Raw genomic sequence first — 21,527 nt, 5'->3', positions numbered from 1 at the left:
CTCTGCGCCCACCACCACCGACACCTCCACCACAGCGACTGGGCCGTGCAACTCAGCGGCGACGGTCAGCCCGAATTCATCCCACCGGCCTGGCTAGACCCCGAACAACTCCCCCGCCGCAACCACTACCACCGGCGAACGTGACCACACCGAGACAGCCAATCACTCCGATCAGGCGGCCGTTCATCTCGACAGCTCGTGGCCGAACGCTGCCTGTGCAGTGAGCTGACGAGGGGTGCCGTGGGTGCAGTCTGGGCGGAACGTGGGCCGAGCCGCATGGCTTCAGCGCGACCAGACGGAACGTGGGCCGAGCCGCATGGCTTCAGCGCGACCAGACGGAACGTGGGCCGAGCCGCATGGCTTCAGCGCGACCGGACGGACCGTGGGCCGAGCCGCATGGCTTCAGCGCGCCCGGGCATGGCACGGCGAGCAAGGCTGCGGCTCGGCAAGCAAGACCCTCGTCCCGGCAGGCAAGACCCCGGCACGGCAGGCAATACCCCGACCCGGCAAGCAACGTCCCCGCCCGGCAGGCAAGGCCCTGGCCCGGCAAGCGACGTCCCCGGCTCGGCAAGCAAAGAGTCCGCTTACGTGCGAAAGGTCGCGCACAGCGACACGACGCACCCTGCGGATTCCGCCGCCGCAGGGCCTGTCAGCTCTGCGAGGTCGTCGTTGCTCTGCCCGTAGTCGATCTCCAACTCGGGCCGCCGAACCCTCCAAACGCCGAACCCACGCCCAGGTTCCCGCAGTAGTCGACGCCGAACCGTGACGGCTGGGTCTATGACCGAATCGGCTCTCCGCCGCCTCCAAGACCATCGAGCACGCTCGGCGCGGGTCCTGCGATCCTCAGCACCGCAGCAGCCTCGGCAACGCCCATGCTCCCTCCGGTCGCTGTCACCTGACCAGCAGATTCAGGCCGACCTGGCCGACCTGGCAGGAGCCGAGCCCAGCCGACCTGGCAGGAGCCGAGCCCAGCCGACCTGCCAGAAGCCGAGCCCAGCCGACCTGCCAGAAGCCGAGCCCAGCCGACCTGCCGGAAGCCGAGCCCAGCTTTCCTGCCGGGAGCCGACGGTGCGCTCTCAGAGGTCGGTGACGCGGATGCCGGCGTGCGCCTTGTAGCGCTTGTTGATCGCGATCAGATTGGCGGTGAACGCCTCGATCTGGTGGGCGTTGCGCAACCGGCCCGCGTAGATGCCGCGCATCCCGGGGATCCGGGCGGCGAGCGCCCCGACAACGTCGACGAGCTCCCGGTCTTCGGTGCAGATCAGCACGTCGAGGTCGATCCGGTCGACCTCGGGGTCGGCCAGCAGCGGGGCGCTCACATGGTTGAACGCCGCGCAGACGCGGGAGTCGGGCAGCAGCGCGGCGGCCTGCTGGACGGCACTGCCCTCGGCGACGGTGAGCGCGTACGGGCCCTGCTTGTCGAAGCCCAGCGGGTTGACACAGTCGATGACGATCGTTCCGGCGAGCGGTTCGGCGAGCGCGGCAACGGTGGCGGCATGCCCGTCCCACGGCACCGCGATGATCACGACGTCGCTGCGCCGGGCCACCTCGTCGTTGGCGGCACCGGTGATGTTGACGTCGGCCGGCATCCGGGGCAGCGCGGCGATCTCGGCGGCGGACTCGGCGGCCCGCTCCGCCGACCGGGAGCCGATCAGCACCGTCTGCCCCGCCCGGGCGAGCCGGTAGGCGAGGCCACGACCCTGGTCGCCGGTGCCGCCGATGATGCCGACCGTCAGCCCGGACACGTCGGGCAGCGTGCTCGCGTCGTATGCCATGCGCTCATCCTCGCAAACCGCACGGTCCGTCAGCAGCGGCAGCCGCTGTGACAATGCCCGCTGCCCGGGACGCCGCCCCCGGGCGACCTCGCCGCGCGGCAGTTCAGGCCAGCTCGAACAGCACCGTACGGGCGGCCGGGTCGGCGGTGACCAGCCGGACCCGGACCCGCTCACCGAGCGGCAGCGCGCCGAGGCAGCGGGAACGGACCGGTGGGGCGTCCAGGGCCACCGTTCCGCCAGGCGGGCGGGGCCTGGACTTGCCGTTGGGCGGCGCGTCGACATCGAGGACTGCCGCGTCGAAGGTCTCCCCCACCCGGTCCGCCAGCAGCACCGCCTCGGCCAGCTCGACGGCACCCCGGGCGGCGGCCGAGGCGCTCCGGTCGGTGCTGGCCATCACCTCCGGCAACCGGGGCAGCGCCGCGCGCGCCCAGTCGGGCACGTCCCGGCCCGCGTGCAGGGCCAGGCAGACCTCGGTGGCGTACCGGTCTGCCAGGCGTCGCAACGGCGCCGTGACGTGGGCGTACGCGGCGGCGACGCCCCCGTGCTCCGGCTGCTCCGGCCGGGTGCCGTCGAAAGCGGTGTACGCCGCGCCGCGCATCAGCTCGGCTGCCTGGTCGATGAAGGCGGCGGCGCGTGGTTGCGCGGCGTCCAGGCTGGCGATCACCTCGCCGGGGCCGGCGCCGTCCGGCCAGTGCACGCCCAGCGGCGCGGCGGCCGCCCGCAGCCGCTGCACCGCCTCCGGTTTCGGGGCGGGCATGGTCCGCAGCAGGCCGATCCCACCGGCCAGCATGATGTCGGCGGCGGCCATGCCGGTCAGCAGGGAGATCTGCGCGTTGTACTCCTCCATCGGCACCGGCCCCCGCAGCACCAACCGCCAGCCGTCACCGTCGGGCTCCACGTCCTGCTCGGGCAGGGGCAGGTTGATGGCACCACGACGCAGCCCCCGGGCGGTCAGTCGGTCGCCGATCTCGGGCAGCAGCGCGATGGGCTCGGGCAGCCGCCCAGCGTCGGCCGCGGCCTGCACCCCGGTGTAGTCGAGTTTGGCTCGGCTGCGCACCAGGGCGCGTTCCAGCTCGACGGCCACTGTGCCGCCGTCGGCGTCGAGGTCGATGGTCCACACCACGGCCGCCCGGTCATCGTCGGGCAGCAGGCTGGCCGCGCCCTCACTGAGCGTCAGCGGGTGCAGCGGCACGTGCCCGTCGGGCAGGTAGACCGTCTGCCCGCGCCGCCACGTCTCCTCCTCCAGCGCGCCGCCCGGGTGGACGTGCGCGGCCACGTCGGCGATCGCGTACCGCACCCGGTAGCCGCCGCCCGGGCGGCGGCTGAGGTGCATCGCCTGGTCCAGGTCGCGCGAGCTGGCCGGGTCGACCGTGACGAACGGTACGTCGGTGCGATCGACGGACGGCCGTGGTGGCGCGGCGGCGGCCGCGTCGGCCTCCCCTTGGGCGGCCGCCGGGAAGCCCTCGGGCAGGCCGAGCTCGCGGCGCAGCGCGCCGAAGTCGATGCGGGGCGCGAGTACGCGTCGGATGACCACGGGTCAATCCTGACAGCGTCGTCGGTGATCCGCTTCCGGTGACCGGCCGAGATCTCCGCCGAACCGCCCCCGGCCCACTCGCCGAGCCACGCCGCCGACGCCGGCCGCCGCAGGCCCGCCGCAAACCACGCCAGCGCACGCCGTTGACGCCGGCCACCGCAAGCCCGCCGCAAGCCACGCCAGCGCACGCCGTTGACGCCGGCCACCGCAAGCCCGCCGCAAACCACGCCAACGCACGCCGCCGACGCCGATCACCGCAAGCCCGCCGCAAGCCCGCCGCAAACCACGCCAACGCACGCCACCTCGCGACGGCGTGGTGGTCCGCCACGGCGGCTCGGTCGAACGAGCCGGTGCGGTCCACCGCAACGGCCCCGGCGGGCCGTCGAACGAGCCTGTCGTGGCCCGCCGCAACCACGGCGGCAGACCGTCGAACGAGCCGGCGCCGGGCCGCGAAGACCGTCGAACGAGTCGGTGCCGGGCCGAGGCGGCCCTGCGCTCAGCCGGTCGCCTTCCGGGCGGTGCTGCGCGTACCCCGGGGGGCGGTGGCCCGGGCGGCGACCGGGCGGGCCGGCGACTTGCGGGCGGTCACCTTGCGGGCCGGCGCCTTGGCCGCTGTGGTCTTCTTCGCCGGGGCCTTCTTCGCCGCCGCCTTGCGGGCGGTGGTCGACGACGTGCCGGTCGCCTTCGCGGCCGGCGCCTTCTTCGCCGCGGCCTTGCGGGCGCCGACGCTCGGGCGGGTGGAAGCGGTCTTCTTCGCCGGAGCCTTCTTCGCTGGAGCCTTCTTGGCTGGAGCCTTCTTGGCGGCGGTCTTCTTCACGGCGGACGCCTTGGTCGCGGCCTTGCGGGCGGGCGCCTTCGCCGCTGCGGTGGTCCGCTTCGCCGCCGACGCCGTCGTCTTCTTCGCGGCGCTCGTGGTCTTCTTCGCGGCGCTCGTGGTCTTCTTCGCGGCGCTTGTCGTCTTCTTCGCCGTGGCCGCGGTGGTCTTGGCCGCTGTGGTCTTCTTCGCGGGGGCCTTCTTCGCCGCCACCTTGCGGGTGGCGGTCGAGGTCTTCGCCGGGGCCTTCCTGGCCGCGACGCTGGTCTTCGTCGCGGTCTTCTTCGCCGGGGCCTTCTTCGCCGCCGTGGTGGTCTTCGTGCCCGGGGCCTTCTTCGCCGCCGTGGTGGTCTTCGTAGCCGGGGCCTTCTTCGCCGGGGCACGTCCCGCGCCGCCGGCGGCTTTGCGCGCCGGGGCCTTGGCCGCCGCCGCACTCGCTGTGGACTTGCGCACCGGGGTGGTCCGGCTCGCCGCCGTGTTGCGCTCCGCCGCGGCGGTCTTCTTCGCGGTGGTGCGGCGGGCGGTCGGGCGGGTGGTGGCCTGCTGTGCTTCGGCCATCGTGGTTCCCTCCTTGGGGACGTGCTCTCGCGTGCGTCCTCGCGGAGCACGAACTGCCTCGGCGCGGGCCGTCCCGCGCCGCCTATTTGTCCTCCCCGGCCCAACGAGCGTCCTCGGCATCCCACGCCTCGTTGCGCTCCTGCACGCGTTGCAGGGCGTTCTCCGCGTCGGCCGCCGAGTTGTACGGGCCGAGAACGTGCTTCGCCGGACACACGTCGGCGTCCGTCTCGACCCGGTGATGCCGGGTGCACCAGTAGAACTGCCCACCACGTTCGCTGTCGCTCATGGGAATCACTGTGCACCGCGAACCGGCAGGCCGCCACCGGATCGCACAAGTCGCCGACCCTCTCCACAGTAGATATGCATGGGGCCCGTGGGGCCCGAACAGCGAAATAGGGTCCGGACGATCGGTCAGTTCCCGCGAACACCGGGCTGGGGCAGGATCTGCGCTCGTGATCAACACGGTGGCCGGCACGGAGGCGTGTCCGGAGTGCGGGGCGACTACGGCATCGGTACGCGAGGCGCTGCCCTGGTGTCCGCGCTGCGAGTGGCGACTGGACGCCTACGACCCGCAACGGCGCCAACGCGAATTCGGTTGGAGCTGGATCGACAGGTGGACCTACCGAGTGGCGTTCCGGGCGACCGGGCGGCAGTTCACCCAGCTGGTCGGACGCCCGTTGGGCACCAACGGATCGGGTACGGCGCGGGCGCTCACCGTGGCAGCCTCGTTGCTCCTGGTCGCCGCGGTGCTCGCGCTCGCGGTCGTCGGCGGGTGGCTGGTGGTGGCGTTTCCGTTTCCCCACCTGGCGATCGTGCCCGGGGTGGCGATGGTCGGGCTCGCGATCGCGTTGCGGCCCCGGTTCGGTCGACTCGACCCGGAGCTGGAGGTGCTCACCCGCGACCGGGCGCCGGAGCTGTTCGGCCTGATCGACGAGGTGGCCACGGCGATCGGGGCACCGGTGCCGGACGTGGTGGGCGTGAGTGACGCCATCAACGCGTACGCCGGCCAGGTCGGTTTGCGACGCCGGAAGGTGCTCAGTCTCGGGCTCCCGATGTGGGGCTCGCTTCCCGCCGGCGCACGGGTGGCGCTGCTCGGGCACGAGCTTGGCCACTTCGTCAACGGTGACCCGCGTCGAGGTCTGCTCACCCAGCCGGCGTTCGACATGCTCGCCTCGGCCGCCGACCTGTTCCGGCCGGTGCAGACCGTCGTCGGCCGGGGTCTGCTGGAGATGATCGGCGACGCCCTGGGCCGCGCGTTCCAGTGGGTGGTGTCCCGGGTGTTGTTCGTCGCGCACCTGCTGTTGGTGGCTGTGGCGTTGCGGGACAGCCAACGAGCCGAGTATCTCGCCGACGAACTCGCCGCCCGGGCTGCCGGCACTACCGCGGCGACCGACCTGCTGGACACCCTGCTCGCCGCCGAGTCGATGGCGCTCGCGGTACGCCGGGAGACCCAGGCGGGGCACGGCCCGGACCGTTGGCGTGCCGCGCTCGCCGAGTCCCGCGCGGCCAACCCGGACCGGCTGCCGTTGCTGCGGCAGTTGTCGGTCCGCGACGAGGCGTCGCTGTTCGCCTTCCATCCGCCCACCGGACTGCGCCACCGGATGCTGGCGGCACGCACCTGGCAGGAGCCCGCGGTGGTGCTCACCCCCGGCCGGATGGAGCGGATCGACGCGGAGCTGGCAAGGGATTACGACCGTTTCCGCCGTACCGTCACGTGGGCGGGCTGACCAGCGCGACGGCTGGTCGTGCGGTCGCGCCTATGATCGCCGGGTGGCGATACCTGACTACATCGTGCGGATGCGCAAGCACGTCGGTCACGACCTGCTCTGGCTGCCGAGTGTCAGCGCCGTCGTCCGCAACGACGCCGGTGAGCTGCTGCTCGGCCAGCGCGCCGACGACGGCCGCTGGTCGGTGATCAGCGGGTTCGTCGAGCCGGGCGAGCAGCCGGCCACCGCGCTGGTCCGGGAGGTCCGCGAGGAGACGGGTCTGGACGTCGCGCCGCTGCGGATGTCCAGCGCCGTCTCGCACCCGCACACGTACCCCAACGGGGACCGGTGCGAATACCTGAACCTGGGCTTCCTGTGCCGGGTGGTTGCCGGCACCGCGCGCGTCAACGACGACGAGTCGCTCGCCGTGCGGTGGTTCCCGTTGGACCGGCTGCCCGAGCTGGACAAGCACGCCCTGCTTGTCATCGCCTACGCGCTGCGCGACAACCAGTCGGCCGGCTACCTGGAGCCGACCATGACGTGGGACGACGTGCCCGATTGAGCCGCGCGGATCAGACCGACGACGGCTTCGGTATCGGAGCCGGCGCAAGGGCGACCGGCGCGGAGGGCCCGGACCGCGCCGCCCGGATGGCGTACGCGAGCGCGTACGGCGTGCAGGCCAGGTAGAGCATGGGTTCCAAGGGCACCCGGTTGCTGATGATTCCGAAGATCTCCCATGGAATAGTGGGTCGGGGTAGGCCGATGTTCCAGTCTGTCCAGGCGGCGAGGAGCCACAGCGGCGCGGAGATCCGGTCGATGTTGTCCACTGGCGTCAGACCGATGACCGGGCCAGCGCGATCGCCCGCCGAAATCGCGTCGACGACAGCGAGAATCACCGCGAGGTCGGCGGCGGCGAGTGCGCCGAGGACGCCAACCCACCAGGCCGCATGGAGTCGCCCCCGGGCGGCGAGGCTCGCGGCGGCCCAGAGGACCAGCGTCAGACCGGCCACCCAGAGCAGCAGACCGGGCAGGGTGGCGGCCAGCTCGTCCGGCTGGAGGACGTACAGGAACACGACGGCCGCCACCCCGATGGGGAGCACCACGCCGAACGCGATGCGCAGCGGACCGTCGAGGGCGTTGTGGCGGGCCCACCGCGCGGCGAGCACCGCGAGCAGCAGCGCCAACCCGAGGGTGAGTGTCGTCCAGATCCGCTGCTGCGCCTGGTCCGACCGGAGTTCGGACGTCAACCACCGCTGGGTCGGGTACAGGGCGAACGCGGTGACGAGCACGATCCCGACGCAGGCGAGCGGGGACAGCAGCAACGCGGCGACGGTGCGGCCGACCCGACCGCGTACCAGGTTGCGGTCGACGAGCGGGGCGCCGGCGCGACTGACGGCCAGGCTCGCCGCGAAGCCGAGCATCGTCGTCCGGTTACCGCTCTCGGCGAGCACGTGCAGCTCGGCAGCCCACTCGCGGCGCAGGTCGGCACGGACCTCGGCCGGCCAGCGGCGTACGGCCAGCTCCAGCAGCAGCTCGGCGGCCCGGCGGGTCACCACGCTGGCGCCCCGGTCGGCTCGGTGCCGCCCCACGAGGGGCGCGGGTCGGGGATCGCGGCGCGCAGGTCGGCGAGCGCCTGCCGGGCCTGCGTCACCCCGACGGCGGTCAGCAGGTAGTAGCGGCGGGCCGGCCGACCGGCCGCTACGGGATCGATCGCCTCCCAGTCGGCGACCAGCCAGCCGGCCGCGCTCAGCCGGTGCAGCACCGGGTAGAGCGTGCCGCTGGGCAGGCCGGTCAGTCGCATCAGGTCCAGGCCGTAGCGCTGCGCGGCGGGCTCGGCGAGCAGCGCCGCGAGCACCTTCGCGACCGGGATGGTGATCCGCATCCGACCACTCTATCGGAACTCTACATAGGGTGGGGCCGGGTTGACAGATGCGTCGTCGACCCGGCCCCACCTGTCAGGACGTGACCCGCTCCACCGGGATCCACAGCTCGGCGTCCGCCTCGGTGCCGTCCGCGGACACCCGGACGCGGGAGATCTCCGGTCCAGGTCGGCTGCGGTACGGGTTGGCCGGAAACCACATGGTGAACACGTCACGCCACAGGTGCTGCACCGTCTGCGGGAACGCCCCGGAGGTGGTGAACACCGCCCACGTGCCGGCCTGCACCGGCAACGCGTCCAGGTCCCCCGGGGGCACGGCGCCGGTCACCACCCCGTGCCAGTAGTCCAACTCGGCGCCCTCCTCCCGGCTGTCGGCGAGGTTGTCGCTGACGTTGACGATCCCTGCCGGTTCCTGATCGGAGAGCGCCTCGATCCGGGCGGTCGTCTCCCGGTCCACGCTCCGGACGAAGGCGACGATCGCCGGGTTCATCCCCTCGTGCACCAGTGGGACCCGGGCCTTGCGCCCCACCAGCGCGAACGCGTCCTTGTTGACGATTCGGTACTCCATGCTGCCGCTCCCTTCGACGGTGAGTCGGAAGGACATCCGGGGCTGGGCACGCAGCGCTGCCCCCGTACGCCGAGCTTCTCCGGGCCCCACGCCGTGCACGGCCTGGAACGCCCGGGCGAACGCCTCAGCGGAGCCATAGCCGTAGCGCACCGCGACGTCGAGCAACGTCCGCTCCCCCGCCAGCACGTCCGCCCCGGCGACGGTGAGCCGACGCCGCCGGATGTACTCCGACAGCGGCATGCCGGCCAGCGCGGAGAACAGCCGCCGGAAGTGGTACTCCGACGTCAGCGCGATCCGCGCCAGGTCGGCCACCTCGATCTGCTGGTCGAGGTGCCGCTCGATGTGCGCCATGGCCTCGTTGAGCCGTTCCAGCACCCGGATCTCCTTCCCTGTCGAGCACCGACGCTAGGCGGCAGGGCCGGTGGTCCACCCGACATGCGATGCCCGCATCGGTCGGGTCAGCCGGAACCGATCGTCGTGTCGTAGCCTGGCGGACTTTGCTTCTCGAGGAGGTTGACGTGGCCGAGTATCCGCAGGACGTCGTGCAGCGCTTCCACGGCACCCCCGAACAGGTGGACGCCGGCCTGGTGGGCGACCCGCCACGGACGTGGGCCTCGGTCGTCATCGAGGAGTACGACCCGGCCTGGGCGTTGCGGTTCGTCATCCTCCGCACGTCGATCGTCGAGGCGCTGGGCGACCTGGCCCTCGATGTGGAGCACGTGGGGTCCACTGCGGTGCCGGGGCTGGCGGCCAAGCCGATCATCGACGTCGACCTCACCGTCGAGGACACCGCGCAGGAGTCTGGCTACCTCCCCGCGCTGGAGCGGCTCGGCTACCGGCTCGTCCTGCGGGAGCCCTGGTGGCACGGGCACCGGATGCTGCTCAGCCCCGCCGAGGACGTCAACCTGCACGTCTGGCCCCGGGGCGCGCCGGAACCCGTCCGGCACCGGCTCTTGCGCGACTGGCTGCGCTCGCACCCGCACGACCGGGAGCTCTACGCCGCGACCAAGCGGCGCCTCGCGCAGGAGACCGCGCACCGCCCCCGCGACTACAGCCTGGCGAAGAACGAGGTCATCGACGAGATCTACGCGCGCATCTTCGCCGCCTGACGATCCCGCCGCTAGCGGGGTGTCTGCTGCATGATCCAGGTGGGTACCGGTTCCGACAGCGAACCCACCACCTCCCAGCCGGCGCGGCGGTACAGCTCGACGTTGCCCGGGTTGCTGGTCTCCAGGATCGCCGGCAGGCCGTCGGCGGCGGCGCGAGCCAGCCCGGCCCGCATGACGGCGCGACCCCAACCGCGTCCGGCGCTGTCGGGGTGGGTGCCCAGGACACCGAGATACCAGAACGGGTACGTCGGCAGGGCGGCGTGCACGATGTCGTCGTAGCCCTGCACCCGGGCCAGCACGTCGGCCGGGTAGGGAGTTTCCTCCGGCGACCCGGGCCCGGCGGCCGGCGCGGCGGTTGCGTGTTGCCCGGCCGGCGGGTCCCAGAGGGCTACCGACGCGCCGCCACCGATCGTCCAGATCGACGACAGGTGCACCCGCTTGTCGAAGAGGTTCCCGAAGAAGGTGCCGGCGTAGCGCGGGTAGGTCTCGTCGTCGGGAAACAGACACCGCAGGATGGGATCCTTGACGAACGCGGCGACAAGTGAACCGACCACCGCATCGCGGTCGGCTGGGGTGGCGACGGTGATCTCAGGCGCTGTCACAGCAGCCGACACTAGCCGGAAAAAGCGCCTCGATCCGGTCCGCACCGTCGATCTGCGGCTCAGCCGAAGGTGAAGGCGTACGCCTCGGCGCCGGGCTCGTCGAACGTGATCTCCAGGGTCCGTTCCCGGACCGCGCCGTCCTGGCGGACGAGCTGGTAGAGCCGTCCGTCCTGGAGGACCCCGTTGCCGGCCTCGTCGACGTCGACGCCGTGCGACGGGCCGGGCGGCTCACCGTCGAGGAGCACCCGGAACGGGATCGGCCGTCCCGCCCCGGGGGCCAGCACGAGATGCGCGTCGCGGGCGTGGAAGCGGAAGGCGATGCCGCCGCCAGCCCGGTCGAGCGCGACGCTCTCCGACCCGATCGTCCACTCCCCCGCCAGGGCCCACTGGTTGAGCCCCAGGCTCTCCGGACGGTAGTAGGCGCGGCGCTCGTCGAGCGCGGCGCTGTTCGGCGACGCGAAGTGTTCGCCGCGCCGGAAGCCGAGGTACGTCTCGGGCGTCCGCAGGTTCGCCCAGTCGGCCTCCGCCTCCGGGCCGAGCCCCCGCACGGGTACGGGGTCGCGCTCGATGCCGAGCAGTTGCTGGAGAGCCTGTTCGGACTGCTCGTAGCTCCCCTCGCCGAAGTGTTCGTCCCGGATGACCCCGTCGGTGTCGACGAAGTACAGCGCCGGCCAGTACTGGTTGTCGAAGGCCCGCCAGATCGCGTAGTCGTTGTCGACAGCGACCGGGTAGTCGATCGAACGCGCGGCGACCGCCCGGCGCACCCGGTCGACCTCGTGCTCGAACGAGAACTCCGGCGTGTGCACCCCGACGACGACCAGCCCGTCGTCGCGGTACGCCTGTGACCAGGCCCGGACGTACGGCTCCTGGCGCAGCCAGTTGATGCAGGTGAGCGTCCAGAAGTTCACCAGGACGACGCGCCCGCGCAGGTCGGCGGGGTCGAGTGGCTCGGAGTTGAGCCACTCGACCGCCCCGTCGAGCGGGGGCAAATGCGCACGCCCGAACATGGCCATCTAGCGCAGCGACCGGAAGGCGGTGCGAAGCTCCTCGGAGAAGATCTTCGGCTGTTCCCAGGCCGCGAAGTGCCCGCCCTTGTCGAGCTTGTTGAAGTAGATGAGGTTGGGGTACGCCTGCTCGGCCCAGCTCTGCGGCGCCTCGTACAGTTCGTCGGGAAAGACGCTCACGGCGACCGGGATGGTCACGCCCTTGGCGGCGAAGAACGACAGCTTGTTCTCCGCGTACAGCCGGGACGCGGAAATCGCGGTGTTGGTCAGCCAGTAGAGCGAGATGTTGTCCAGGATGTCGTCGCGGGTGAGCCCCGCCTTGGCCCCGTCGAAGACCTGCGCGATCAGCGCCAGGCTCTTCGCGTCGTGGTCGAGGAGAAAGGACGCCAGGCCGACCGGAGAGTCCGCCAATCCGGTGAGCGTCTGTGGCCGCGTCGCCATCATGAGGGCGTACGCGACGTGCTTCCAGACGTAGTTGACTTCTTCGGCGGCGCGCATCTCGTCGGCGGACAGACCGGACGGCAGCGAGCCCATTGCGTTGTTCGCGCCGGTGGTGTCGCCCTGGAACAACATGTCGATCTCGGGTGGGACCGCACCGGGCATGTTCGTGTGGATGCCGAGCAGCTCCGGAGGCGCCTGTAGGCCCATCTGGTCCACGATGACCGCGCCCCAGTCGCCGCCCTGGGCGACGAACCGCGAGTAGCCGAGACGTTTCATCAGCTCGGTCCAGGCGGTCGCGATCTTCTCCGGGTTCCAGCCCGGCTCGGTCGGCTTGCCGGAGAAACCGTGGCCCGGCAACGACGGGATCACCAGGTGGAAGGCGTCCGACGCGCTGCCGCCGTGCGCTGTGGGATCGGTGAGCGGTTCGATGATCTTCAGTTGCTCGATCACCGACCCGGGCCACCCGTGGGTGACGATCAGCGGCAACGCGTCCTCGTGCTTCGAGCGCACGTGGATGAAGTGGATGTCGACGCCGTCGATTGTGGTCATGAACTGCGGTACCGAATTCAGTCGCGCCTCGACCTGGCGCCAGTCGTACTCGTTCTCCCAGTAGCGGGCGACGGCCTGAATCGTCGCGAGCGGCACGCCCTGGGACTGGTCGTTCACCGTTTCCTTGTCCGGCCAGCGGGTGGCTGCGATGCGTCGTTTCAGGTCGTCAAGGTCCGCCTGAGGAATGTCGACCGAGAAGGGCCGGATCTCCGTGGTGCCGGGGCGAGTCTTGGCCTTGACAGCCATGCGTGTTCCTCTCCGTCTGGGTTTGCGCCTGGTGAGGGGAATCCTGCGGTGCGGGCTCTGCCCGGACTTGTGTGCCAATTCGAGATGGGCACGCCGCCGCCATATCTCGGAGCCTAGAACGCCGTACCGGTTGCCCGTGGCGATACGAGCAGCCCTCTCAGCTGTCAGGTCCGGGGGCGGTGACGGCGTGTTCGGCGGCCCGGCTGACCTGCTCCCAACCCGCCCAGGTGTCCATCCGTCGGCGGGAGATGTCGAACGCCAGGTCGTACACCATGCTGCCGAGCAGCAGTCGCAGCGGCGGGTCGTCGCTGTCGACCAGGCGCAGCAACGCCTCGGCGGCCAGCCGGGGTTCGCTGTCGATCGACCCCTCCGCCCACTGTCGTTCCAGTTCGGCTCGCAGCGGCGCGTACGCGTCCATCGGAGTGCTGGCGGTCAGGCCGCTATAGAGGTCGGTCCAGTATCCGCCCGGCTGCACGATGCTGACTGTGATGTCGAAGGCCGCCGCCTCCATCGCCAACGCCTCACTCATGCCTTCCAGGGCGAATTTGCTCGCGCTGTAGAGGCCGGTGCTCGGAAAACCGCCGAGCGCGGCGATGCTCGAAATCTGCACGATGTGGCCGGACCGTTGGGCGCGCAGCTGTGGCAGCACGGCCTGGCTGACCCACAGTGCGCCGAAGAAATTGACATCGAACTGGGCTCGCGCCTGCGCCTCGGTGAACTCTTCGACCATTCCCATGGACAGGGTGCCGGCGTTGTTGACGACGATGTCGAGCCGTCCGAAGTGCGCGACGGCGGTGTTCACGGCGGCGAGGACCGCCGCCCGGTCGGTCACGTCGAGGGTCAGGGCCAGCACCTGGTCGGCGTACTTCTCGTCGAAGTCGTCCTGGGTGACGGTCCGGGCGGCGGCGACCACCCGGTCTCCCCGGTCGAGCGCGGCGTCGGCGAAGGCGCGGCCCAGGCCGCGGCTGGCGCCGGTGATGAACCAGGTACGCATGGCGTTCTCCATCCGATAAGCGAGACGAGACGGTCCGTCTCGTCATGGTGGAGAGAGTGGGCCGGGCCACCCTCACCGTCAAGACGAGACGGTTCGTCTCGCTTGCTGATATCGTGCTGCCCCATGACGCCCAACACGGCCCGCCGGCGAGAGACGTCCCGGCGTGCCATCCTCACCGCGGCCTTCGACCTGCTCCAGGAGATCGGGTACGCGAAGGTGAGCATCGAGGGCATCGCCGCGCGCGCCGGCGTCGGCAAACAGACCATCTACCGCTGGTGGCCGTCCAAGGGCGCTGTCATCTTCGACGCCTTCCTCATGCTCAGCGAGGCCACCGAGGGTGGGCCACCGACTTTGCCGGACACCGGCGACCTGGCCGCCGACCTGACAGTGGTGCTACGCGCCACTGTCGAGGAGATGAACGACCCCCGGTACGAGCAACCGATGCGCGCCCTGGCCACCGAGATCGCGCTCGACCCCGAGCTGGCCACGGCGTACGCCGAACGCCTGGACGGCCCGTTGAAGGAGGCCAAACGGCAGCGCCTGCGCAGCGCCCAGCAGTCCGGCCAGATCGCCGAGGACATCGACCTCGACGTGGCGGTGGACCTGATCTGGGGTCCGTTGTTCAGTCGCTGGCTGCAGCGCAGCGGGCCGCTCACCCCCGAGTACGCCGACCTCGTCGTCAGCACCGCCCTCGGCGGGTTGCGCCGCCCCCGGGGGTCTGCCGGCTGACCAGCCCTGCGGGGCCGCGCACGTCACGGGATTGCGCGCCAGCGAACGGCGGCACCAGGCGACCCGGCAGGCAGGGGCGCTGCCGGGCCGGCACTGGCCCACCTGTCAGAGCATCTCGGTGCGGTATCCGGGAGCCAGGTCGGCGGCGCGCTGCCGGCGCTCCGCCTTCTCCCCGTCGGTGAGCTGCGGCGGCGGCGCGTCTCTGCTCGCGACCTCGTCGCCGACGCGCATGAAGTATTCGTCCTGACCCGCCGGGGTGCACATGCACAGCATGCGCGCGGGAGCGCCGGAGACGTTGCGGAAGTTGTGCGGGGCGTTGGCCGGGATGTTCACCGTTGACCCGGCCCGCACGCTGCGCTTCTCGTCGCGGAACGTGAACTCGATCTCGCCCTCGAGGATGGTGAACATCTCCTCGAAGTCGTGCCGGTGTGGCGGCGGGCCGCCGCCGTCGGGCACGCGCATGTCGATGAGGCAGTACTGCCCGTTGGTCTGCTGGCCGGTGACCAGGATGGCGTAGGTGCCCCCGGCGAGGGAGATGTAGGTGGTCGCGGGGTCGTCGGGGTTGGCCACCGTCAGACTTCGGGTCGGGTCGTCGTCCGGGATGCCAGCGGCGGCGCTGTTGACGTCGGTCATGCTGCTTGTCCCCCTCGGTGTGGTTCCTTCGCGTTGAGGCTCGCGCTCCGTCACGGCGGGGTACCGCAACCGTACCGACCGGGGCGGTCCGCTCGGGCGTTGTTGCGCCGCCGCGAGGTGCTGCGGCAACATCATCCGCCGTGACGGCACCAGGCACGGCCTCCGGCAACGATATTCCGGCCCGCACGCCCCGGCTGAGTCGACGGCTCCGACACTGGTTGGCCGGTGCCGGGGTCACCGTCCTGGCCGCCGTCCTCGGCGTCAGCCTCGCCGTGCGCGGCGGTGCCACCCCGGCCTGCGCCGCGCCGCCGACGGGCAACGCCGTCCACCACGCTAAGGCCAGCTTCTACGACGCGGGCCGCTCGGGCGGCAACTGCTCCTTCCCGGGTCCGCCGGCGGACCGGCTCTACGTGGCACTCGGTGCGTCCCAGTACTCCGGATCGGCGGCCTGCGGCAGTTACCTGGAGGTGACCGGCCCGAAGGGCAAGGTCCGGGTCATGGTCATGGACCAGTGCGGCGGCTGTGGACCCAGCAAGATCGACCTCTCCACCGAGGCGTTCACCAAGATCGCCGACCGGTCGCAGGGCATCGCACCCGTGACGTACCGGGCGGTGGTGAACCCGCCGCTCGACGGCGGGCTGACCTTCCGGATGAAGGGCGGCGCCTCGACATACTGGTTCGCGGTGCAGGTCGGTAACCACGGCAACCCGCTGCGCTCGGTCGAGGCGAAGGGGCCGGGCGGCGGCTTCCGTAAGGCCGCCCGGCAGAGCGACAACCACTGGACCATCGAGGGCGGGATCGGTCCCGGGCCGTACAGCATCAGGGTCACCGACGTGTACGGACGCCAGGCGACAGCCACCGGCATCCGCCTGGTCACCAGGCAGCTGCAACGCAGCACGGCCACCCTCGCCAGCGTCCCGCCCACGCCCAGCAGCCCACCCCCGGCCCCGCCGAGCCCCAGCGCTACGCCGACCCCGACGGAGTCTGTCGCACCGACGGCGACAATCGAAGCGCTCGCGGGTGCCGCCGCTCCACTCGACCGCCCCCGCTGCTGACCGCCTGGTCTTGAGTGACCCGGTCGCGGTGCCGCAACAAGCGGCGGCTGGCCGAAGTCTGCGCCGACTAGACTGCCCCGGTGGTCGACGTCCTGAGGCTGGAACCGCTGCTGTTCCCCGCCGAGTTCACGTCGCACCGCATGCGGATCCTCGTCAACGGACTCGACGTCGTTGCGACGGCGTACCCGGCCGACGGCTTTCATGGACAGCCGGTAGCGGGATTCACGCCCTCATCGGTACTAGGACCGGGCGGACTCGCTGTCGCACCGGAAGCCCGAGAGGTTGCGGTAGGCGGCTCTGACATGGGCGAGGACCGGCTGACGGTCCGCGTACGTCAGGCCGGCTCTGAAGTGATCTGGGACTGCTGGCGTCTCACAGTCCTCGACAGGGTGCACAAGGAAGGGCCGGAGCTCGGGCTGGGCAGCTTCCGGTTCGACTCGCACGCGTACGCGGAGGAGTTGGCCCAGGCGACGGAGCGCACTACCCGGACGTGGCCAGCGCGGTTGGTTGCCGAGAACCTTCAGGCCACGCTGTGGCGTGAGGGGTGGGACCAGGACGGCGGAGCCTGGATCCGCGGCTACGTAGCGATCCGCGCGCCCGAGGATCGCCCGGACGTGGTCGAGATCAGCTACTACGCCCGCGACCTGAGCGGGCAGCGTTATGCCCTACCGGGCAGCTATGTCGTGACCTTTCCGGTCGACGGTACCGACCCGGACGTTCAAGCCCAGGCCATCGCAGACCGACTAGGTCATGAAGACCTCAAGCCGGCCTCGGTCCACCAGCCTCATCGCCGACGAAAGCCGGCCGGCCGAGATGCGGCGGAGTCGGTGTCGTGAACGAAAGCCAGGGCGACGAGCAGGATCGGTTCCGCGATCCGTTGGTCAGTCTGTACGAGCTGGCGGCCGAGGACATCTACGTCGTCTGCCCACGCTGCGGGCATCGGGCGGTCAACTCCCCACAGCCAGATGGCAGTAGGTGGGTGGCCTCCTGGCCCCGTCGACTCACGTGCCCGGGGTGCGCGTACTCAGCGTCCTGGTCCCCACGGGGATCTGAGGTCTCGTCCTGGAACGGTCCAGTCGATCCGTTCTTCCACCTGCCCTTGTGGCTGAGGGCCCAGTGCTGCGGCGGGCACACGCTCTGGGCATTCAACCGCACCCACCTTGACCTGTTGTCCGGATACATCGGCGCTCGACTTCGGGAGCGGGGCTCGGCGCCAGGTGGCATGACGCTGGTGGCACGGCTGCCGAACTGGCTCAAGGCCGCCGACAATCGGGACGAGCTGCTTCGAGTCATCAGTCGACTGAGCGCATCAATTGACTGACCCTCTGGGCTGCGACCCCAGACTGCCGGATGGGTACGGCCGCTGGCGAAAGAGAGAAGGGACACCCTCCGAGGCCCGTTGACAGGCGTTTCCGGCGAGTGACAGCGTTGTCATCGACTCATTTCCTCCATATACGGCCCGGCGGCCAACGCGTCGGCAAAGAAGTTCCTGAACCTGCGCAAGGAACTGCAGCCGTACACCTACGCCGCCGCCGAGGAGGCCACCCGCACGGGTACGCCCATCGTCCGCTCGATGTACCTGGCGTACCCGAACGAGCAGGCCGCCTACGCCACCGCCGGTTCCCAGTACCTCTACGGCCCGGACTACCTGGTGGCACCTGTGACGACGCCGGGCAGCACCGCCACGACGTCGGTGTGGTTCCCGCCGGGCAACACCTGGACGGACATCTTCACCGGGAAGACGTACCGGGGCGGCACCACGCAGAACATCACCACAACGCTGGACACCATGCCGGTGTTCAAGAAGCACTGAGGTTTTAGGGATCGAGACGCCGGCCGGGTGGGGCAACCCACCCGGCCGGTGCGTCACCCGGCTGTGAGCGTGCCCGCCGAGTCAACGACAACCAGCCGAGGAACCGCGCGTGCATCCTGGCCGGGTCCGGGCGCAGCCCAAGGGTGTACGCGTCGTCGATCGCCTCCCGCAACGACGCGGCCAGGTAGAACGCCAGCGCGATCGAGTGACAGTAGAACTCGGTAACGAGGGCGAGCTGAGCCGGGCCACACGGCCAGGGCGCGGCGCAGTTGCGGCACAGCCACGCCGGGCGCATCGGCAGGTGCGGGCGAGGGCGGGCGGTCATCCGACCCGCACCGGACGCCGCCGTCGTTTGGCTGGCAGGGCCTGCATCCGCACGCCTGCCCGCCGTACATACAACTCGCGCCGCGCCACAGCGTCGCCGACCGCGTTCAGCTGGTAACCCTCGATCCAGACCCACCCGTCGTACGTGTGCCGCTCGGGCAACTCGCGGATCACGCGCACGACGATCGGGCGCAGAAACTGCACGCTCGCCGCGGTGGTCAGGCAGATCACGTCACCTGCCGTCATCGCCCCGATCACCACAACCCCCAGGGGTACGGGTCAGCGCGGCTCGCGCCCGGACCACGCGGAATCGTCGCGTGTGACAACGGGGCAGTCGACGCCTCCGGGCTTGCGGCCGGCGGGCGTGGCGGCTTGCGCATCGCGGGCTCGTCGTCGGGCACTGTCTCCCCCTTCGTGGTGATCGGAAGGGACCGCTCCCGTGAGTGCTCGCCCGGCGGGAGCGGCCCCGCCACGAACGCGACCACCGGGTTTCGTGGTCCCTGTCAGCCGCGCCGTCTCGTGACACTCTGCTGTGGAGACCACTACGCTCGGAAGGCATTCCAGGCACCCGGGCCGGAGCTGGCAGACAAGCCCACGGCTTGTGGCACCGCGGGTAGTCGATCTCCGATGTGAGGAGTCTTGAATGGCTGACGTGCCGAATCCGCTGGCGGATTTCATCGTGAGCGAGATCCGCCGCGCTCGCGGGGCGTCCGGCATGACGCAAGAGTCGTTCGGTCGGGCAGCCGGCTTCAGCGCTTCGCATGTCAGCGCCGTGGAGAGTGGCACCAGAGCACTGACGATGGACTTCATCCGGGGAGCCGACCGCGCCTTCAACAACGACGGACTGTTCGGACGTCTGGTGGTGAAACTCGGCGCACCGTCATGGTTTCTGCCGTGGCTGGACGCCGAGCGCGGGGCGCGACAGCTTCGCCTCTTCGAGCCACTCCTGATTCCGGGTCTACTCCAGACCGAGAACTATGCCCGGGTCGTGATGCGCTTGAACGACCTCATGTCGGCCACCGAGGTAGACCAGCAGGTCAGCGCCCGCATGAGCCGACACAAGATCCTCACTGGTGACAGCCCGCCACAGGTGGTGGCCGTGCTGGACGAGTCCACGCTTCACCGCGCGGGCGACGAGCACGCCGGCATCATGGCCGAGCAGGTTGCCCACCTCATCACCGTCGCCGATCTGCCACACGTCCACATCCACGTGATCCCTGCAGGCGCCGGCCTGCACATCGGGCTGTCCGGGCCGTTCGCGCTGGCGCGGGCTGGCGACGGGACCTGGGTCGGGCACCTCGAAAATCAGCTGGGCGGGATCGTGGTCGACAACGAGGATGGGCTCCATACTCTTCATGCGAGGTGGGAGAACGTGAGGAACGAAGCACTCCCGCGCCGACAGTCCAACGAGCTGATGAAGGAAGTGCACAGCCACCATGGACCTCACTAACGCCATCTGGCGCAAGTCCCGGCGCAGCGGCTCGTCCGGGGGCAACTGCGTCGAGGTAGCCGACAACCTGCCCGGCGTCGTCGGCGTACGCGATAGCAAGGATCCTGCCGGTCCGGCCCTGACCTTCGGGCCGGCGGCCTGGCAGGCGTTCGTCGCTCGGGTCGCCGCGCGGCTCTGACCGGCGCGACCTCGGCGCCGCGCCCGGGGTGGGAATCAAGGCTTTTTGGCATTCCAGAGCATCGTTCGGCAGCTGTCCTGTGGGCGGCAGCCACCGCCTCGTCGTGGTTCCGCAGAACCTTCGAGACTCGGCGGTGGCTGCTGACGTCCAGGGACAAGACCGTCCCGTCACCGCAGGTCGGCCGCACCTTTCCTGGCCGGCTGCGGCGGAGGCGGTGGTGTCAGCCGAAGAGTGCCCCGGGAATGTCGGCGTAGAAGAGGGCGGGATCGCGGGAGAGCGAAGCCTTGACGTTGGCGGTGGGGCCGTCGGCGATCACTTCGAGTTTGCCGGCCTCCAGGCCGTCCAGCGCCATGGCGACCACCTCGTGGGGTGGAAGTTTGGGGATGTCGAAGCCGGCCATCATGTCGGTGTCGGCGACGGCCAGGGCCAGGGCGGTGACCTGGGTTTTCTGACCAGCCAGTTCGAGTCTGATGCCGTTGGTGAGAGACCACTCCGCGGCCTTCGAGGCGGCGTAGCCGTTGCTGGCGGGGGCGAAGGTGTACCAGCTCAGCGCTGAGATGACGTTGAGGATGGCACCCCCGGCAAGCCGGGGAGCGAAGGCGCGGACGACGTCGAGGGTGCCCCAGAAGTTGGTGTCGAACTCGCGGCGGACGTTCTCCGTGGAGGGCCCGAGCAGGGGCGCGTTCGTCGAGATGCCAGCATTGTTGATCAGGACATCAAGGTCGCCCACCTCGGCTGCCGCGGCGGCGATGGACGCCGGATCGGTGATGTCCAGGTGGAGGGGAACGACGCCCGGAATGTTGATGAGCTCGGGGCGGCGGGCGGTCGCGTAGACGGTGGTGGCGCCGCGAGCGAGCAGAGCCTCGGCAAAGGCCTTACCGAGCCCACGGTTGGCGCCCGTTACCAGTGCTTTCGTACCTTTGATCTGCATGGAGCTAGACTAAAACCTGACGTTGACGTCAGAGGCAAGTATTGCGAGGTGGGTCACTGTGCGGATCGGGGACCTGGCGACCCGGACACGGGTGAGTGTTCGCGCGCTGCGGTACTACGAGGAACAGGGTTTGCTGGCCTCGACGCGGTCCGAGAGCGGGCAGAGACTCTACGGGGCCACAGCCGTCAACCGGGTGCGGCTGATCCAGCAGTTGTACAGCGCGGGGCTGTCCAGCAAGACGATCGCGGAACTCCTGCCGTGCGTGGACGCCAAGGTCAGCACTCCGGAGTCGCGCGAACGGCTGGCGGCGGAGCGAGACCGGATCAATACGCAGATCGCCGAACTGATCATCGCCCGGGACAGGCTCGACGACATCATCGACATGACGTCGAGGCCAAATTCTGACTGTGACTACGTGTGAGGGTTGTCGCCGTCCGCTCCGAGCCGTTCCCACCGAGGCTCCGGTAGGACCGCATCCGCTACCACCGCCAGCAGCGCACATCCCGACGGAGGCGGCTGAACCCAGGCCGCCAGGTCCTGCTCGCCCCGGCCCACCTGCGCAAACGGCGACACCGTAGCGCCCCGGCCGCGGCGCCTGAACACTTTGCCGCCCCATCGGCAATGTCAGGGTGAAG

25 protein-coding genes and 1 pseudogene are annotated in these 21,527 nt (G+C 70.5%); 11 read left to right on the top strand and 15 right to left on the bottom strand.

Annotated features, from left to right (window positions below):
- Nucleotides 1-1,076: 1,076 nt before the first annotated feature.
- From npdG to AB0B86_RS13290, 4 genes are all read right to left on the bottom strand, one after another.
- Nucleotides 1,077-1,775, bottom strand: a complete 699-nt coding sequence (npdG, locus tag AB0B86_RS13305; protein ID WP_357406047.1) for an NADPH-dependent F420 reductase — start codon at nt 1,773-1,775, stop codon at nt 1,077-1,079.
- 103 nt (nt 1,776-1,878) lie between these two features.
- The gene (locus AB0B86_RS13300) at nt 1,879-3,309 is read right to left on the bottom strand and encodes an RNB domain-containing ribonuclease (RefSeq protein ID WP_357406045.1); all 1,431 of its coding nucleotides are present in this window, start codon (nt 3,307-3,309) and stop codon (nt 1,879-1,881) included.
- Between the two features lie 496 nt (nt 3,310-3,805).
- Complete coding sequence (locus AB0B86_RS13295) at nt 3,806-4,681, bottom strand: histone (RefSeq protein ID WP_357417928.1); 876 nt, start codon at nt 4,679-4,681, stop codon at nt 3,806-3,808.
- 82 nt (nt 4,682-4,763) lie between these two features.
- A complete protein-coding gene (locus AB0B86_RS13290) occupies nt 4,764-4,967 on the bottom strand; it encodes a hypothetical protein (RefSeq protein ID WP_238647524.1) in 204 nt (67 codons plus the stop codon).
- 166 nt (nt 4,968-5,133) lie between these two features.
- Here AB0B86_RS13290 and AB0B86_RS13285 point away from each other — a divergent pair, with 166 nt between their 5' ends.
- Nucleotides 5,134-6,408 (top strand): M48 family metalloprotease, encoded by a 1,275-nt coding sequence (locus AB0B86_RS13285; protein ID WP_357417926.1) that lies wholly within the window; start codon nt 5,134-5,136, stop codon nt 6,406-6,408.
- A gap of 43 nt (nt 6,409-6,451) precedes the next feature.
- Nucleotides 6,452-6,949, top strand: a complete 498-nt coding sequence (locus AB0B86_RS13280) for an NUDIX domain-containing protein (protein WP_357406039.1) — start codon at nt 6,452-6,454, stop codon at nt 6,947-6,949.
- Nucleotides 6,950-6,959: 10 nt separating this feature from the next.
- Here AB0B86_RS13280 and AB0B86_RS13275 read toward each other — a convergent pair whose 3' ends face one another.
- The 3 genes from AB0B86_RS13275 to AB0B86_RS13265 form a co-directional block, all read right to left on the bottom strand.
- Nucleotides 6,960-7,943, bottom strand: a complete 984-nt coding sequence (locus tag AB0B86_RS13275) for a hypothetical protein (protein WP_357406037.1) — start codon at nt 7,941-7,943, stop codon at nt 6,960-6,962.
- On the bottom strand, nt 7,937-8,269 hold the full coding sequence (locus AB0B86_RS13270) for a helix-turn-helix transcriptional regulator (protein WP_357406035.1): 333 nt from the start codon (nt 8,267-8,269) through the stop codon (nt 7,937-7,939). The genes AB0B86_RS13275 and AB0B86_RS13270 overlap by 7 nt, the downstream gene beginning before the upstream one ends.
- Before the next feature lie 73 nt (nt 8,270-8,342).
- A complete protein-coding gene (locus tag AB0B86_RS13265; RefSeq protein WP_357406033.1) occupies nt 8,343-9,209 on the bottom strand; it encodes an AraC family transcriptional regulator in 867 nt (288 codons plus the stop codon).
- A gap of 143 nt (nt 9,210-9,352) precedes the next feature.
- Between AB0B86_RS13265 and AB0B86_RS13260 the strand changes: the two genes are divergently transcribed.
- Nucleotides 9,353-9,943: a GrpB family protein gene (locus AB0B86_RS13260; RefSeq protein ID WP_357406031.1), complete on the top strand. Its 591-nt coding sequence runs from the start codon at nt 9,353-9,355 to the stop codon at nt 9,941-9,943.
- An 11-nt stretch (nt 9,944-9,954) separates the two neighbouring features.
- Here the strand turns inward: AB0B86_RS13260 and AB0B86_RS13255 are convergent, their stop codons facing one another.
- The 4 genes from AB0B86_RS13255 to AB0B86_RS13240 all read right to left on the bottom strand — a co-directional run bounded on the left by AB0B86_RS13255 (nt 9,955) and on the right by AB0B86_RS13240 (nt 13,779).
- The gene (locus tag AB0B86_RS13255; protein WP_357406029.1) at nt 9,955-10,545 is read right to left on the bottom strand and encodes a GNAT family N-acetyltransferase; all 591 of its coding nucleotides are present in this window, start codon (nt 10,543-10,545) and stop codon (nt 9,955-9,957) included.
- A 59-nt stretch (nt 10,546-10,604) separates the two neighbouring features.
- Complete coding sequence (locus tag AB0B86_RS13250) at nt 10,605-11,558, bottom strand: redoxin family protein (RefSeq protein ID WP_357417922.1); 954 nt, start codon at nt 11,556-11,558, stop codon at nt 10,605-10,607.
- Entirely contained in the window at nt 11,559-12,785 is a 1,227-nt protein-coding gene (locus AB0B86_RS13245; protein WP_357406025.1) for an epoxide hydrolase family protein, read from the bottom strand.
- A 157-nt stretch (nt 12,786-12,942) separates the two neighbouring features.
- Complete coding sequence (locus AB0B86_RS13240) at nt 12,943-13,779, bottom strand: SDR family oxidoreductase (RefSeq protein ID WP_357417920.1); 837 nt, start codon at nt 13,777-13,779, stop codon at nt 12,943-12,945.
- A gap of 123 nt (nt 13,780-13,902) precedes the next feature.
- Between AB0B86_RS13240 and AB0B86_RS13235 the strand changes: the two genes are divergently transcribed.
- Nucleotides 13,903-14,508 carry a TetR/AcrR family transcriptional regulator gene (locus tag AB0B86_RS13235; protein WP_357417918.1) on the top strand — a complete coding sequence of 202 codons (606 nt, stop codon included), beginning with the start codon at nt 13,903-13,905 and terminating at the stop codon, nt 14,506-14,508.
- Between the two features lie 105 nt (nt 14,509-14,613).
- On the opposite strand, the gene AB0B86_RS13230 is transcribed toward AB0B86_RS13235, so the two are convergent.
- Nucleotides 14,614-15,141: a cupin domain-containing protein gene (locus AB0B86_RS13230; RefSeq protein WP_357417915.1), complete on the bottom strand. Its 528-nt coding sequence runs from the start codon at nt 15,139-15,141 to the stop codon at nt 14,614-14,616.
- Between the two features lie 140 nt (nt 15,142-15,281).
- Here AB0B86_RS13230 and AB0B86_RS13225 point away from each other — a divergent pair, with 140 nt between their 5' ends.
- The 3 genes from AB0B86_RS13225 (at nt 15,282) to AB0B86_RS13215 (ending at nt 18,009) form a co-directional block, all read left to right on the top strand.
- Entirely contained in the window at nt 15,282-16,196 is a 915-nt protein-coding gene (locus AB0B86_RS13225; protein ID WP_357417912.1) for an expansin EXLX1 family cellulose-binding protein, read from the top strand.
- A gap of 80 nt (nt 16,197-16,276) precedes the next feature.
- Nucleotides 16,277-17,032, top strand: coding sequence for a hypothetical protein (locus AB0B86_RS13220; RefSeq protein WP_357406015.1), 756 nt, complete (start codon nt 16,277-16,279; stop codon nt 17,030-17,032).
- 605 nt (nt 17,033-17,637) lie between these two features.
- Nucleotides 17,638-18,009 carry a hypothetical protein gene (locus tag AB0B86_RS13215; protein WP_357417950.1) on the top strand — a complete coding sequence of 124 codons (372 nt, stop codon included), beginning with the start codon at nt 17,638-17,640 and terminating at the stop codon, nt 18,007-18,009.
- A gap of 4 nt (nt 18,010-18,013) precedes the next feature.
- Here the strand turns inward: AB0B86_RS13215 and AB0B86_RS13210 are convergent, their stop codons facing one another.
- Complete coding sequence (locus AB0B86_RS13210; RefSeq protein ID WP_357406011.1) at nt 18,014-18,334, bottom strand: hypothetical protein; 321 nt, start codon at nt 18,332-18,334, stop codon at nt 18,014-18,016.
- Entirely contained in the window at nt 18,331-18,579 is a 249-nt protein-coding gene (locus tag AB0B86_RS13205) for a hypothetical protein (protein WP_357406009.1), read from the bottom strand. The genes AB0B86_RS13210 and AB0B86_RS13205 overlap by 4 nt, the downstream gene beginning before the upstream one ends.
- 397 nt (nt 18,580-18,976) lie before the next feature.
- Between AB0B86_RS13205 and AB0B86_RS13200 the strand changes: the two genes are divergently transcribed.
- The gene (locus AB0B86_RS13200; protein ID WP_357406007.1) at nt 18,977-19,783 is read left to right on the top strand and encodes a helix-turn-helix transcriptional regulator; all 807 of its coding nucleotides are present in this window, start codon (nt 18,977-18,979) and stop codon (nt 19,781-19,783) included.
- Nucleotides 19,770-19,961 (top strand): DUF397 domain-containing protein, encoded by a 192-nt coding sequence (locus AB0B86_RS13195; protein WP_357406005.1) that lies wholly within the window; start codon nt 19,770-19,772, stop codon nt 19,959-19,961. The genes AB0B86_RS13200 and AB0B86_RS13195 overlap by 14 nt, the downstream gene beginning before the upstream one ends.
- 220 nt (nt 19,962-20,181) lie before the next feature.
- Here AB0B86_RS13195 and AB0B86_RS13190 read toward each other — a convergent pair whose 3' ends face one another.
- Complete coding sequence (locus AB0B86_RS13190) at nt 20,182-20,892, bottom strand: SDR family oxidoreductase (protein ID WP_357406004.1); 711 nt, start codon at nt 20,890-20,892, stop codon at nt 20,182-20,184.
- 58 nt (nt 20,893-20,950) lie between these two features.
- Between AB0B86_RS13190 and AB0B86_RS13185 the strand changes: the two genes are divergently transcribed.
- Together AB0B86_RS13185 and AB0B86_RS13180 are read left to right on the top strand one after the other, a co-directional pair.
- A complete protein-coding gene (locus tag AB0B86_RS13185) occupies nt 20,951-21,313 on the top strand; it encodes a MerR family transcriptional regulator (protein WP_357406002.1) in 363 nt (120 codons plus the stop codon).
- A gap of 47 nt (nt 21,314-21,360) precedes the next feature.
- Nucleotides 21,361-21,453, top strand: a pseudogene (locus tag AB0B86_RS13180) (IS5/IS1182 family transposase); the annotation flags it as partial.
- Between the last annotated feature and the right edge of the window lie 74 nt (nt 21,454-21,527).

The sequence above is a fragment of the Micromonospora sp. NPDC049047 genome (assembly GCF_040649135.1).
Classification (GTDB): domain Bacteria; phylum Actinomycetota; class Actinomycetes; order Mycobacteriales; family Micromonosporaceae; genus Micromonospora.
This window is presented reverse-complemented; position numbering and strand designations above follow the sequence as displayed.